Source organism: Georgenia soli (assembly GCF_002563695.1).
Lineage (GTDB): Bacteria > Actinomycetota > Actinomycetes > Actinomycetales > Actinomycetaceae > Georgenia > Georgenia soli.
In genome coordinates, this window is record NZ_PDJI01000004.1 from 2,808,297 (window position 1) to 2,821,374 (window position 13,078).

At 72.8% G+C, this 13,078-nt stretch carries 10 protein-coding genes; 4 read left to right on the forward strand and 6 right to left on the reverse strand.

Going from position 1 to position 13,078, the window contains the following annotated elements; genetic code table 11:
• Positions 1–46 precede the first annotated feature (46 nt).
• Both xylA and xylB read left to right on the forward strand, forming a co-directional pair.
• Positions 47–1,228 carry a xylose isomerase gene (xylA, locus tag ATJ97_RS13990; protein WP_098484265.1) on the forward strand — a complete coding sequence of 394 codons (1,182 nt, stop codon included), beginning with the start codon at positions 47–49 and terminating at the stop codon, positions 1,226–1,228.
• Positions 1,229–1,236: 8 nt separating this feature from the next.
• The gene (xylB, locus tag ATJ97_RS13995; RefSeq protein WP_098484266.1) at positions 1,237–2,697 is read left to right on the forward strand and encodes a xylulokinase; all 1,461 of its coding nucleotides are present in this window, start codon (positions 1,237–1,239) and stop codon (positions 2,695–2,697) included.
• 98 nt (positions 2,698–2,795) lie between these two features.
• On the opposite strand, the gene ATJ97_RS14000 is transcribed toward xylB, so the two are convergent.
• Genes ATJ97_RS14000 through ATJ97_RS14015 form a run of 4 tightly spaced genes read right to left on the reverse strand, consistent with a single transcriptional unit; the run spans position 2,796 to position 8,206 of the window.
• Positions 2,796–5,111: a beta-xylosidase/alpha-l-arabinosidase gene (locus ATJ97_RS14000; protein WP_098484267.1), complete on the reverse strand. Its 2,316-nt coding sequence runs from the start codon at positions 5,109–5,111 to the stop codon at positions 2,796–2,798.
• A 31-nt stretch (positions 5,112–5,142) separates the two neighbouring features.
• On the reverse strand, positions 5,143–5,976 hold the full coding sequence (locus tag ATJ97_RS14005) for a carbohydrate ABC transporter permease (protein ID WP_098484268.1): 834 nt from the start codon (positions 5,974–5,976) through the stop codon (positions 5,143–5,145).
• Positions 5,976–6,878 (reverse strand): carbohydrate ABC transporter permease, encoded by a 903-nt coding sequence (locus tag ATJ97_RS14010; RefSeq protein ID WP_211287240.1) that lies wholly within the window; start codon positions 6,876–6,878, stop codon positions 5,976–5,978. The genes ATJ97_RS14005 and ATJ97_RS14010 overlap by 1 nt, the downstream gene beginning before the upstream one ends.
• A gap of 2 nt (positions 6,879–6,880) precedes the next feature.
• The gene (locus ATJ97_RS14015) at positions 6,881–8,206 is read right to left on the reverse strand and encodes an extracellular solute-binding protein (RefSeq protein WP_211287241.1); all 1,326 of its coding nucleotides are present in this window, start codon (positions 8,204–8,206) and stop codon (positions 6,881–6,883) included.
• 174 nt (positions 8,207–8,380) lie between these two features.
• Here ATJ97_RS14015 and ATJ97_RS14020 point away from each other — a divergent pair, with 174 nt between their 5' ends.
• The gene (locus ATJ97_RS14020) at positions 8,381–9,436 is read left to right on the forward strand and encodes a LacI family DNA-binding transcriptional regulator (RefSeq protein ID WP_098484270.1); all 1,056 of its coding nucleotides are present in this window, start codon (positions 8,381–8,383) and stop codon (positions 9,434–9,436) included.
• A gap of 61 nt (positions 9,437–9,497) precedes the next feature.
• Here the strand turns inward: ATJ97_RS14020 and ATJ97_RS14025 are convergent, their stop codons facing one another.
• Both ATJ97_RS14025 and ATJ97_RS14030 read right to left on the reverse strand, forming a co-directional pair.
• Complete coding sequence (locus ATJ97_RS14025) at positions 9,498–10,166, reverse strand: potassium channel family protein (RefSeq protein WP_098484271.1); 669 nt, start codon at positions 10,164–10,166, stop codon at positions 9,498–9,500.
• 19 nt (positions 10,167–10,185) lie between these two features.
• On the reverse strand, positions 10,186–11,739 hold the full coding sequence (locus ATJ97_RS14030; RefSeq protein WP_098484272.1) for a potassium transporter TrkG: 1,554 nt from the start codon (positions 11,737–11,739) through the stop codon (positions 10,186–10,188).
• Between ATJ97_RS14030 and ATJ97_RS14035 the strand changes: the two genes are divergently transcribed.
• Positions 11,690–12,916, forward strand: a complete 1,227-nt coding sequence (locus ATJ97_RS14035) for an acetoin utilization protein AcuC (protein WP_342746905.1) — start codon at positions 11,690–11,692, stop codon at positions 12,914–12,916. The two genes, ATJ97_RS14030 and ATJ97_RS14035, sit on opposite strands and share 50 nt — an antisense overlap.
• Positions 12,917–13,078 lie beyond the last annotated feature (162 nt).

A 13,078-nucleotide genomic window follows, 5' to 3' on the forward strand; every position in this document is an offset into this window, starting at 1 on the left:
CTGTAAGTTTCGCGGTACAACAAACTCTCGACGAGGAGACATCCCCATGGTGCGCAAGCCCACCCCTGAAGACCGTTTCTCGTTCGGCCTGTGGACCGTCGGCTGGACCGCCCGGGACCAGTTCGGCGAGGCCTCCCGCCCGGCGCTGGACCCGTGGGAGTACGCCACGAAGCTGGCCGAGCTCGGGGCCTGGGGCGTGACCTTCCACGACGACGACGTCGTGCCCTTCGGCTCCGACGACGCCACGCGCGAGAACATCCTCAAGACCTTCAAGAAGGCGGTCGACGACGCGGGCCTGGTCGTCGAGATGGTCACCACCAACACCTTCTCCCACCCGGTGTTCAAGGACGGCGCCTTCACCTCCAACGACCGGTCCGTCCGCCGCTTCGCCCTGCGCAAGATCCTGCGCAACGTCGACCTCGCCGCCGAGATGGGGGCCGAGACGTTCGTCATGTGGGGCGGGCGCGAGGGTTCCGAGTACGACGGCGCCAAGGACGTCCACGCGGCGCTGGACCGCTACCGCGAGGGCATCGACGCGGTCGCCGGGTACATCAAGGACAAGGGCTACGGCCTGCGCATCGCCCTCGAGCCCAAGCCGAACGAGCCTCGCGGGGACATCTTCCTCCCCACCGTCGGCCACGCCCTCGGGTTCATCGCCGAGCTGGAGAACGGCGACATCGTCGGCCTGAACCCGGAGACCGGCCACGAGCAGATGGCGGGCCTGAACTACACCCACGGCCTGGCCCAGGCGCTGTGGTCCGACAAGCTCTTCCACATCGACCTCAACGGCCAGCGCTCCATCAAGTACGACCAGGACCTCGCGTTCGGCCACGGCGACCTGCTGTCCGCCTTCTTCACCGTCGACCTGCTGGAGAACGGCTTCCCGGGCGGCGGGCCCACCTACACCGGGCCGCGCCACTTCGACTACAAGCCCTCCCGCACCGAGGGCATGGACGGCGTCTGGGACTCCGCCGCCGCGAACATGGAGATGTACCTGCTCCTCGCGGAGAAGGCGAAGGCCTACCGCGCCGACCCGGAGGTCCAGGAGGCCATGGAGGCCGCCGGCGTCCTCGAGCTGTCCGAGCCCACGCTCGGCGACGGCGAGACGCTGGCCGACCTGCTGGCCGACAGCTCCGCCTTCGAGGACTTCGACGCCGACGCCGCCGCCCGGCGCGAGTACGGCTTCGTGCGGCTCAACCAGCTGGCCATGCGCCACCTGATCGGCTGACCGGACCGATGACCGAGACCCTCGTCGCCGGCATCGACTCCTCGACCCAGTCCTGCAAGGTCGTCGTCCGGGACGCCGCCACCGGAGCGCTGCGCCGGTTCGGGCAGGCCCCCCACCCGGACGGCACGGAGGTGGACCCGGCCGCGTGGTGGGACGCCATGCAGGCCGCCGTCGCGGCGGCCGGCGGGCTCGACGACGTCGCAGCGGTCTCCGTGGCCGGGCAGCAGCACGGCATGGTGGCGCTCGACGCCGACGGCGAGGTGATCCGGCCGGCGCTGCTGTGGAACGACACCCGCAGCGCGGCCGCCGCCCAGGACCTGATCGCCGAGCTCGGCGAGGCCGACGGCGGGGACCCCGCCGCCGGCCCGGGGGCCTGGGCGCGTGCCACGGGCTCCGTCCCCGTCGCCTCCCTGACGGTGACGAAGCTGCGCTGGCTCGCCGACCACGAGCCGGAGAACGCGGCCCGGGTGGCCGCCGTCGCGCTCCCGCACGACTGGCTCACCTGGCGGCTCGGGGGCGCCGACTCCCTCGACACCCTCGTCACCGACCGCTCCGACGCCTCGGGCACCGGCTACTTCGACACCGCGGCCGGCCGGTACCGGCGCGACCTCCTCGCCATGGCGCTGCGCCGCGACGACGTCGACGGCATCGTGCTCCCGCGCGTGCTCGGCCCGTCCCGCGCGGCCGGCGTCGGCGACCTCACGGCCGGGCTCGGCCACCTGATGCTCGGTGCCGGCGCGGGTGACAACGCCGGTGCCGCGCTCGGGCTGGGCATGGGGCCCGGGGACGTGACGCTCTCCGTGGGCACCTCGGGCGTGGTGTCCGCCGTCTCCCGGAATCCCGTCGCGGACCCGTCCGGGCTCGTCGCGGGGTTCGCGGACGCGACGGGGGAGTACCTCCCGCTCGCCGTGACCCTCAACGGTTCCCGCGTGCTCGACGCCGCCGCACGCCTCCTCGGCGTCGACCACGCCGGCCTGGCGGAGTTGGCGCTCGCCGCCCGGCCCGGCGCCGAGGGGCTGACGCTGGTGCCGTACCTGGAGGGCGAGCGCACGCCCAACCTCCCCGGCGCCACCGGCTCCTTCCTGGGCCTCTCGCTGGCCTCCATGACGCGGGAGAACGTCGCGCGGGCCGCCGTCGAGGGGCTGCTGTGCGGGCTCGCCGACGGGTTCGCCGCGATGCAGGACCAGGGCGTGCCGGTCGAGACGGTGCGTCTGGTGGGCGGCGGCGCCCGTTCCGAGGCCGTCCGCCGCATCGCGCCGGCCGTGCTGGGCCTGCCCGTCCAGGTCCCGGACCCGGGGGAGTACGTGGCCGACGGCGCCGCGCGCCAGGCCGCGTGGACGCTGGCCGGCACGGCTGAGCCGCCGGAGTGGTCGGCGTTCCAGGTCCGCACCTACGAGGCCGAGGCGACCCCCGAGGTCAAGGAGCGCTACGCCGCCCGGCGGCACCTCGTCGCCGAGCGCGGGGCCTGAGGGCGGGTCCCGAGGCGCGCGAGGCGCCCGGCCCGGCCGGGCACGGGACAGGACGAGCCCCGGTACGCACCGCGTACCGGGGCTCCGTGGTGCCGTCGTCAGTCCACCCGCACGGGCGTCGTCATGACGCGCTCGCCGTCGACCACGCGCAGCGCCCCGGTGATCTCCACCTTCGCGGCGAGCGCCAGGTCCTCGCTCGAGCGGCCGACCGACAGCGTGACGGTGCCGGGCTCGACCACCCGGCGCAGGTCCAGCCCCGTGAACGAGGTGCGGTCGGCGTGCACGGTGAACGTGACGCGCCGGCACTGACCCGGCGCGAGCTCGACGCGGGCGTAGCCGATCAGCTCGCGGACGGGCCGGGTCACCTGCGCGACGTGGTCGGAGAGGTACAGCTGGACCACCTCCGCGCACGGCCGGTCACCGCTGTTCGTCACGGTCGCCGCGACGTCGACGGCGCCGTCGGCCGGCAGGACGCCGGGCACCTCGAGCCCGGAGTACTCCACGGTGGTGTAGGACAGCCCGTGCCCGAACGGGAACAGCGGACCGGGGTCGACGTTCGACACCCCCTCGCTGCGCCGCCCGAGCGGCGGGACCAGATAGGTGTACGGCTGCCCGCCCGGCCGTGCGGGCACCCCCACCGGGAGCCGGCCGCCGGGCTCCGCCTCCCCGGTGAGGACGCGGGCCAGCGCCGGACCGCCCTCCTCGCCGGGGAAGAACGCCTGCACGACGGCGGCGCAGCGCTCCGCCAGCCCGCCCAGCGCGTAGGGACGGCCGGAGACGACCACGAGGACCACCGGCGTGCCGGTGCCGAGGACCGCCTCGACCAGGTCGTGCTGAGCTCCCGGCAGCCGCAGGTCCTCGGCGTCGCACCCCTCGCCGGAGGTGCCTCGTCCGAACAGGCCGGCGAGGTCGCCGACCGTGACGACGGCGACGTCCGCGCCGGCGGCGACCTCCACCGCGGCCGGGATGCCGGACCGGTCCGCGCCGGTGACGGCGCAGCCGCGCTCGTAGCTGACCTCCGCGGCGGGCAGCTGGGCGCGCAGGGAGTCCAGGATCGTCGGGACGTCGACGCCGGTGCCGTGCTCGGCGAACCGGGAGAGGACGTGGTTGGGGAAGGAGTAGCAGCCGAGCGCCGTGCGCGGCTCGTCGGCGGAGGGACCGACGACGGCGACCCGGGCGCTCCCCGCGGCGAGCGGCAGCGTCCCGTCGTTCGCCAGCAGGACGATCGACTCCTCGGCGAGGCGGCGCGCGAGGGCCCGGTTGGCGGGCGGGTCGAGGTCGGTGGTCTCGTCCGCCTGCGGCGCCCAGCCGGCGTCGAGGAGACCCAGCTCGGCCTTCTGCGTCAGCACGCGCCTCACCGCGGTGTCGAGGACCGCCTCGTCCAGCCCGCCGGCGCGCACGACGTCGGGCAGGCTGCGGAACCCGCCGGTCTCGGGCAGCTCGACGTCGAGCCCGGCGGCGAGCGCCTGGCGCCCGGCGTCGGCGGCGTCGGCCGCGGTGCGGTGGTTGAGCTCGAGGAAGATGACGGACCAGTAGTCGGAGACGACGGTCCCCGTGAAGCCCCACCGCTCGCGCAGCAGCCCGGTCAGCAGCTCCCGGCTCGAGGTCGGCGGAGCGCCGTCGACGTCCGCGTAGGAGTTCATGACCGAGCGGGCGCCCGCGCGGACCGCCATCTCGAACGGGGGCAGGATGACGTCGGCGAGCTCGCGGGGGCCGATCGGGACGGGCGCGTGGTTGCGTCCGCCCCGCGACGCCGAGTACCCGGCGAAGTGCTTGAGCGTCGCCAGCACCCCGGCGGACTGCAGGCCCCGGACGTACGCGGTGCCGACGGTGGCCACCAGGTGCGGGTCCTCGCCGATCGTCTCCTCGGTGCGCCCCCACCGGTAGTCGCGGGTGACGTCGAGGACGGGGGAGAGGCCCTGGTGCACCCCGACGGCCGCCATGTCGCGGCCGATCGCCGCGGCCATCTCCTCCACCAGCTCGGGATGGAACGTGGCGCCCCACGCGAGCGGGGTCGGGTAGACGGTCGCGCCGAGCGCCGTCAGGCCCGTCAGGCACTCCTCGTGGGCGATCGCGGGGATGCCGAACCGGCTGGTGGCGACGACGTCGGCCTGCATCTCCCGCAGCCGTGCGACGCCGTCGGGCACGGAGACGGGGGCCGAGCCGAACACCCGGGTGAGGTGGCCGAGCCCGTGCTCGATCGTCTCGGCGAACGGACGCCGGTGCGCGGCCATCGCCGCGGCCATCGGGGCGACGTCGCCGCCCTCCTCGGCCTCCCGCTCCCAGAAGCTGCCGAGCTGGCCGGCCTTCTCCTCCAGCGTCATGCGCGCGAGCAGGTCGGCGACCCGGTCGGCCACGGAGCGGGACGGGTCCTGCCACGGGGCGACACCGGGCACGGTGGAACTGTGAGCCATGGGACGTCCTAACTGCGGTGGGGCGGGACGGCTACTTGCCGAAGCCCGCGGTGAGACCGGAGACGAGCTGGCGTCGTCCGACGATGTAGGCGGCCAGCACGGGCACGGCCGAGAGGGTGACGGCGGCCAGCACCGCCGGGACGTTCACGGAGAACTGCCCCTGGTAGGTCCACAGCGACAGCGGCAGCACCCGGACCTCCGAGCTCTGCGTGAGGATGAGGGGGAAGAGGAACCCGTTCCAGACGTTCAGCGCGTCGTAGATCCCGACGGTCACCAGCGCCGGGCGGGCCAGCGGCAGCACCAGCGTCAGCAGCATGCGCCAGTCGCCGGCCCCGTCCACCCGCATCGACTCGAAGAGCTCGCCGGGGATGTCGCGGACGAAGTTGACGATGATGAGCACGCTGATCGGGATCGCGAAGGCCACCGACGGCAGGATGAGAGCGACCAGCCGGTCGTACAGGCCCAGCTGCACGATGAGGTAGTAGACGGGGATGATCGTCGCCTGGATCGGGATCGCGATGCCCAGGAGGACCAGCCGCAGGGTCCCGCGCGAGAGCCGGGTCGCCGAGCGCACGAGGTAGTACGACGCCATGAGCGAGACCGCCAGGATGAGCGCGACGGACACGACCGTGACGATGACGCTGTTGGCGAGGTAGAGGAGGAAGTTGTTCTCCAGCACGAGCCGGTAGGCGTCGAGGGTCGGCTCGCCCGGCCACGTCAGCGGGTTCTCCGTGTAGTACGCGGACTGCGGCCGCAGCGACGTCAGGACGATGTAGTAGATCGGCACGATGATCACGGCCAGCCACAGCCAGCCGGCGACGCCGCCGAGGACGTTGGGGACCTGTCGGGTCTGTCGCACGCGCATCACAGGCCCGCCTGCTGGCTCTCCATGCGCCCGGCGCCGGAGACCCGGTTGAGCACGAGGGACAGGGTCAGCCCGACGGCGACGAGGATGACGGCGATCGCGCTCGCCTGCCCCATCTCGTAGCTGCGAAAGCCGCGCAGGTACATGTCGAGCGGGAGGATGCGCGTGGCGTTGCCCGGCCCCCCGGCCGTCAGGACGAACACCAGGTCGAAGTACGTCAGCGAGCCGACGAGCATGAGCGTCGAGGACGTCACGATGGTGTACCTCAGCTGGGGCAGCGTGACGTAGAAGAACTGCTTGACCCGCCCGGCGCCGTCGAGGGTGGCCGCCTCGTAGAGGGCGGCCGGGATCTGACGCACCCCGGCCTGGTAGAGCAGCGAGTGGAAGGGGATGAACGCCCAGCCCACCACGAACATCACGGTGTAGAGCGCCAGGTCCGGGCTGCCCAGCCAGTTCCGCGCGAGCAGCTGCGTACCGAACGCCCGTGACAGCCCGAAGTTGGGGTCGAGCAGCGCCTTGAACGTGATGCCGATCGCCGCGGAGGAGAACAGCAGGGGCAGGAAGTACAGCACCGACAGCAGCGCCCGGTACCGGTGGCGCCCGGCCATGAACACCCCGAGCAGGAGCGAGACAGGGGCCTGGATCAGGAAGGAGCCGACGACGAAGACGGCCGTCAGCCACATCGCCTGCCGGGTCACCGGGTCGGCGAGCGTCGCGCGCCACGAGTCGAGGCCGGCCCACGCGGGCGTGCCCAGGCCGTCCCAGCTCATGAAGGACAGGACGACCACGCCGATCAGCGGCACGAGGGCGAAGAGGCCGAAGAAGGCGAGCGCCGGCACGGCCATCCAGAACGGGGGACCGGTGCGGCGCGTGGCCGCACCGGTCCGCTGCGTCGCCGACATGGTCAGAGCGTGGCGTTCATGTTGTCGACGAACTCCTGCGGCTCGATCTGGCCGAGGAAGATCTGGCTGAGGTTGGTCAGCAGCTCCTGGGCCTGGTCCGCGGGGAGCGCCTGGTCCCAGGAGAGCTGGAAGTGCGGCGCGTCGTTGACCATGCCGTACGCGAAGGACAGGTACTCGGCGTCCTCGCTCTGGCCGATCTGGTCCTCGAGGCCGGCCACCGGCGGGACGGACCCGGCGTCGAGCATGGCCTTGATCTGGGTGTCGTCGTAGACGTACTCGTTGACGTACGCCAGGGCCGTCTTCTGGGCCGACTCGTCGGCGGCGGAGGAGATCGACCAGAAGTTCGCCGGGTTGCCGACGATGTTGGCCGGGTCACCTGCGCCCCCCTCGATCTCGGGGAACGTGGTGAACCCCAGGGAGGACTGGGCGAACTCGGGGGCGTCGTTGTGGAAGGTGGCGTAGAGCCAGCTGCCCTGCAGCAGCATCGCGGCCCGGCCGGTGTGGACCAGGGCCGCGTCGGCGGAGGCCCCGGCGTCGACGGAGCCGTAGGCGTCGCCGAACGCGCCGGCGTCCACGAGCTCCTGGATCTTGGTCAGCGCCTCGGTCACGGCCGGGTCGGACCAGGCGTCCGGCTCGCCGTCGAGCACGGCCTGGAAGACCTCGGGTCCACCGATGCGGTCGGTGAGGTACTGGATCCACATCAGCTCGGGCCACACGCTGGCCCCGGCGAGGGAGAACGGGATGATCCCCTCCGCCTTGAAGGCGTCGACGGCCTTGAGCGTCTCGTCCCAGGTGGTCGGCACCTCGATGTCGGCCTGGTCGAACAGCTCCTTGTTGTAGAAGAGGATGACCGGCTGGACGTCGTTCATCGGCACCGCGTACGTGGCGCCGTCGATCTGGCCGTTCTGGGCCACCGAGGGCATCACCCGGTCGACGAGGTCCTTCGTCTGGTCCGTGATGTCCACGACCTGGTCGTTCTTCACGTAGGAGGCCAGGGTGCCGCCGGTCCAGTTCATGATGAGCGTGGGGGCCTGGCCGGAGCCGACGGAGGTGCGGATCTTCTCCTTGTAGGCGTCGTTCTCGAACTCCTCGACGCTGATCTGCTGGTCCGGGTTCTCCTTGTTCCAGCGCGCGAAGGACTCGGCCGTGACCGGCCAGCCACCGCCGGTGAGGATCCAGGCGCTCGCGGCCCCGCCGCCTGCGCCCGACCCGCCGCCGGTCGCCGGGCTCTCACCGGGCTGCGTGCCGCCGCCGCACCCGGCGAGTGCCACGGTCATGGCCATCGCGATGGCGGTGGCGCCTGCCGCACGTCGTCTTGTCTGCCTCATTGCATCCATCCCTCTCCGGGGTCTCACCTGGCGTCCTTACCTGGCGACCGAAACTTTTTCGATAACATTTCGACGTGCCGCGAGAGTAGTGGTTGCTCCTGGTGCGGTCAACCCCTGAGCGGTATGGAACCAGGGCAGTTGACGGGGGCGTCCCGGGACGAAATAGTTTCGACCATGACGGCGACCGTGGGAGCAGGCAGGCGTGCCGAGAAGCCGACGCTCGACGTCGTGGCGCGCGAGGCCGGCGTGTCCAAGGCGACCGTCTCCAAGGTCCTCAACGGCCGCACCGACGTCGCGGCGGGCACCCGCGAGCGGGTCCAGGACGTCATCGCGGCGCTCGGGTACGTCCCGAGCACGGGCCGACGGCCCCGCGAGGTCCCGCCGACCGTCACCGTGCTGTTCGACGCGTTCGTGGACCTGTACGCCGCCCAGGTCCTCTCGGGTGTGGTGAGCGCCGGCATCGAGGAGGGGGTCGACGTCGTCGTCACGCACCTGCCCGAGGGGGCGGGGCCCGAGAGCCTGACGCCTGCGTGGTTCCGCGGGCTGGCGGCGAAGGGGCACGCGGGGCTGATCGTGGTGACCACGGAGATCCGGCCGGACCAGGCGCGCGCCTGCGCCGAGGCCGGGCTGGGGCTGGTGGTGGTGGACCCGGTGAGCATCGACCCGACCACGACCGCCCAGCTCGTCAGCGTGAGCGCCACGAACTGGGCCGGTGGGGTCGAGGCCACCGAGCACCTGCTCCGGCTCGGGCACCGTCGCATCGGGTACGCGGGCGGCCCGCCCGCGTCGCGCCCGGCCCAGCAGCGGCTGCACGGCCATCTCGCGGCGATCGGCAGCGCGGGCGTCGCGCGGGACGACGACCTCATCAGGATGGCCGGCTTCAGGTACGAGGACGGTCTGGCCATGGCCCGGGAGCTCCTCGCGCTGCCCGAGCCGCCGACGGCGATCGTCGCCGGGTGCGACGCCTCCGCGCTGGGGGTCATGGAGGCGGCGAGGCACCGGGGGCTGCGACTGCCCGAGGACCTGAGCATCGTCGGCTTCGACGACACCTACGCGGCGGGCTGGACGTCGCCGCAGCTGACCACCGTGCGGCAGCCCATGAGGGAGATGGGCCGGGTGGCCCTGCGGACCCTCCTCAACCACGCACGGGGGCAGCGCCCCGAGACGCACCACTTCGAGCTCGCGACCACGCTGGTCGAGCGCAGCTCGACGGCGCCGCCGCACCCGTGACGTCTACCCGCCCAGGCGGTCAGCGGTCACGGCCGCTGCCGGAGCGCCCCGCGCCGCGCCCTCACGGCCGGTGCGCGAAAGCCTCCAGCAGCCCGGAGTCCCCGCTCACGATCAGCAGGTCGTCGGCGCCGATCCGGGTCGACTCGGTCGCGTACTCGAAGGGCTCGCCGGGGGGCTTGACCCCGATGACCGTGACCCCGTAGCGCTCACGGATCTTCGACTCCCCGACCGTGAAGCCGTGGGTCTCGCGCGGCGGGCGCATCTTCACGATCGTGAAGCCGTCCTCCATCTCGATGTAGTCGAGCATGCGGCCGGAGACCATGTGGGCCACCCGCGCCCCGGCGTCGTACTCGGGGTAGACGACGTGGTGGGCGCCGATGCGCCGCAGGATCCGTCCGTGCTCGGCGCTGACCGCCTTGGCCCAGATCTGCGGGATCTCGAGGTCGACGAGGTTGGCGGTGATGAGCACCGACGCCTCGAGCGACGTGCCCACCCCGACGACGGCCACCTGGAACTCCTCGGCGCCGAGCTGCTCGAGCGCGTCGGGGTTGGAGGCGTCGGCCTCCACCAGCGGCAGGCGGTGCGACCACTGCTGGACCAGGTCCGGGTCCTTCTCGACCGCGAGGACCTCGCGCCCGAGCCGCTCCAGCGTCGCGGCCATGGCGGCGCCGAACCGGCCCAGGCCGATGACCAGGACCCCGGTGTCCCGGGACACCTGCTTCTCGCTCATGAACACTCCTTCTCGAGCCTCAGCCGATGACCGGGCGCTCGTTGGGCATGCGGATGACCCGGCGGCGCTCCCGCAGCGCGAGGGCGGCCGCCATCGTCATGGTCCCGGTGCGGCCGGCGAACATCAGCGCACTGAGAACGTACTTGCCGGCGTCGGGCAGGTCGGGGGTGATGCCGGTGCTGAGCCCGACCGTGGCGAAGGCGGAGATCACCTCGTAGAGGATCACGTCGAGGTGGAGGTCGGTCAGGGTCAGCAGCGCCAGGGTGGCGACGCCCACCAGGGTCGAGCCCAGGAACGCCACCGACACCGCGAGCCGCACGGTGGTGGAGCCGATCCGCCTGCCGAACGCCTCGACGTCGCGGTCGCCGCGCGCCTCGGCGACGATCGCGAGCACCAGCACCGCGAACGTCGTGACCTTGATGCCGCCGGCAGTCGACGCCGAGCCCCCGCCGACGAACATCAGCGCGTCCGAGAGGAACCACGTCGCCTCGCGCAGCTCCGCGGGGTCCACGGTCGCGAGCCCCGACGATCGCACGTTCGTGCCCTGGACGAGGCTGGCGAGGACCTTCTCGTCGAACGGGAGCCGGCCGAAGGTGTCCGGGTTGGTCCACTCGAACGCGCCGATCGCCAGGATCGACCCGGCCATCAGGAGGCCGTAGGTGGACAGGGTGAGCTTGGTGTGGAGGTTCCACCGCGCCCACGGCGGACGGCGGCGGCGCTCCCGGAAGCTGCGTGCGACGTCGAGGATCACCGGGAAGCCGATGGCCCCGATCGCGGTGCCGACGACGATCGGCAGTCCCAGCCACCAGTCGCCGACGAACGGCCCGAGACCGCCCTCGATGATGACGAACCCCGCGTTGTTGAAGATGCTCAGCGCCATGAACAGGCCGTGCCACAGCGCCTGGCCGAACGACTCCCCGAGCGTGAGGAAGCGGGGCACGAGCACGAGGGTGAGGGCCCCCTCGATGGCGAGCGAGGCGGCGATGACGGCGCGCACGAGCGAACCGACCTCGCCGAGCCGGGTGCGCGTCTCGGAGGCCGCCAGCATCCGCTGGGTCAGCCCGATCCGGCGCGAGACCGCCAGGCCGAGGATCGAGGCGAGCGTCATCACGCCCAGCCCGCCGATCTTGATGCCGACGAGGATCACGGCATGGCCGAACGCCGACCAGTAGGTCGCCGTGTCCACGGTGACGAGGCCGGTCACGCACACCGCCGACGTCGCCGTGAAGAGCGCGTCGGCGAAAGGTGCCCGGACGCCGTCGGCCGTGGCCGCCGGGAGCGAGAGGAGGGTGGTGACGACGGCGATGATCGACGCGAAGACGAGGAGGGCGAGCCGGGCGGGGGAGTTGCGGGCGACGTGGTCCAGCCAGTCCCGGCCGGCACCGAGCACACCGGAGATCCGTGTCTCCTGCACGCGCCCTCCCGACCCTCGCCTCCTGCGCCTCCGCGCAGGTCGGGAACACTGTGGCACAAGGCGACGACGTCGGCCCCGCGGCACGGCGCGGCCGCACGAGGGTCGGTGCGTGGCCGAGATCACCGTGGGGGCGACGCCGGGCACTACGGTGTCGTTCATGCCTGGGACGGTGATGGTCTGGTCGGACGACCTGGTCGGTTACGACTTCGGCGTCGGTCACCCGATGGCGCCGGTCCGTCTCGTCCTCACCCACGAGCTGCTCGCCGACCTGGGCCTGCTGGAGCTGCCGGGACTGAAGATCCTGCCGGCGCCCGTCGCCTCCGACGCCGACCTCGAGCTGGTCCACACCGCCGACTACGTCGCCGCGGTCCGCGAGGCTGAGGAGGACGGGCGGCCCCGGCCCGAGCGCGGGCTGGGGGACGGCGACACCCCGGTGTTCGGGCGGGTGCACACCGCCTCGGCGCGCATCGTGGGCTCCACGCTCGCCGCCGCACGGGCCGTGTGGGAGGGGGAGGCGCCCCGTGCCGTCAGCCTGGCGGGCGGCATGCACCACGCGATGGCGCAGCGTGCCTCGGGCTTCTGCGTCTACAACGACGTCGCGGTCTCGATCGCCTGGCTGCTGCGGGCCGGGGCGCGCCGGGTCGCCTACGTCGACCTCGACGCTCACCACGGCGACGGCGTCGAGCGCGCCTTCTGGGACGACGACCGGGTGCTGACGCTCTCCGTCCACCAGCACCCCGGGAGCCTCTTCCCCGGCACCGGGTACCCGCAGGACGTCGGTTCGCCGGCCGCGCGCGGGACGGCCGTCAACGTGGCGCTGCCGCCGGGCACGTCCGACGACGGCTGGCTGCGGGCCGTGGAGGCGCTCGCCGTCCCGCTGGTGCGCGAGCACGCCCCTGACGTCCTCGTCACCCAGCACGGCTGCGACTGCCACCGCAGCGACCCGCTCGCCCAGCTCGACGTCTCCGTCGACGCCCAGCGCCGCTCCGCGATGCTCATGGCCGAGCTCGCCGACGCCCACGCCGGCGGGCGTTGGCTGGCCACCGGCGGCGGCGGCTACGAGGTCGTCGGCGTCGTGCCGCGCGCCTGGTCGCACCTCGTCGGCGTGGTGGCGGGGCACCCGGTCGACCCCGCGACGCCCGTGCCGGAGTCGTGGCGGCAGATGGTCCGCGACCTCGCGGACGTCAGCGCGCCCGAGACGATGTCCGACGGCCGCGACGCCGTCATCAGGCGCTTCGCCGAGGGGTACAACCCCGACGACGACGCCGACCGCGCCATCATGGCCACCCGGCAGGCCGTCTTCCCCTGGTACGGGCTGGACCCGTACCTGGACTGACTGTGAGGGTTCCCCTCGCAGCCTGTTGATGGTGGGCTGTGGGCGGTGATTGCGGACGTGACCCTTGGTCTGACTGGCTTCGTGCCTTGCGCGCGACTTGTCCGTTCGTGGTCGCCGGCCCCGGCCCAGCCGGAGCAGCTGGCCTGATCAGGAGCTTGACCG

Coding starts and splice junctions, on each gene's coding strand:
- ATJ97_RS14005 (WP_098484268.1), bottom strand. CDS start 5,976: ATGCGCGTGCGACAGACCCGACAGGTCCCCAACGTCCTCGGCGGCGTC.
- ATJ97_RS14010 (WP_211287240.1), bottom strand. CDS start 6,878: ATGTCGGCGACGCAGCGGACCGGTGCGGCCACGCGCCGCACCGGTCCC.
- xylB (WP_098484266.1), top strand. CDS start 1,237: ATGACCGAGACCCTCGTCGCCGGCATCGACTCCTCGACCCAGTCCTGC.
- ATJ97_RS14020 (WP_098484270.1), top strand. CDS start 8,381: ATGACGGCGACCGTGGGAGCAGGCAGGCGTGCCGAGAAGCCGACGCTC.
- xylA (WP_098484265.1), top strand. CDS start 47: ATGGTGCGCAAGCCCACCCCTGAAGACCGTTTCTCGTTCGGCCTGTGG.
- ATJ97_RS14025 (WP_098484271.1), bottom strand. CDS start 10,166: ATGAGCGAGAAGCAGGTGTCCCGGGACACCGGGGTCCTGGTCATCGGC.
- ATJ97_RS14015 (WP_211287241.1), bottom strand. CDS start 8,206: ATGAGGCAGACAAGACGACGTGCGGCAGGCGCCACCGCCATCGCGATG.
- ATJ97_RS14000 (WP_098484267.1), bottom strand. CDS start 5,111: ATGGCTCACAGTTCCACCGTGCCCGGTGTCGCCCCGTGGCAGGACCCG.
- ATJ97_RS14030 (WP_098484272.1), bottom strand. CDS start 11,739: ATGAACGACACCGTAGTGCCCGGCGTCGCCCCCACGGTGATCTCGGCC.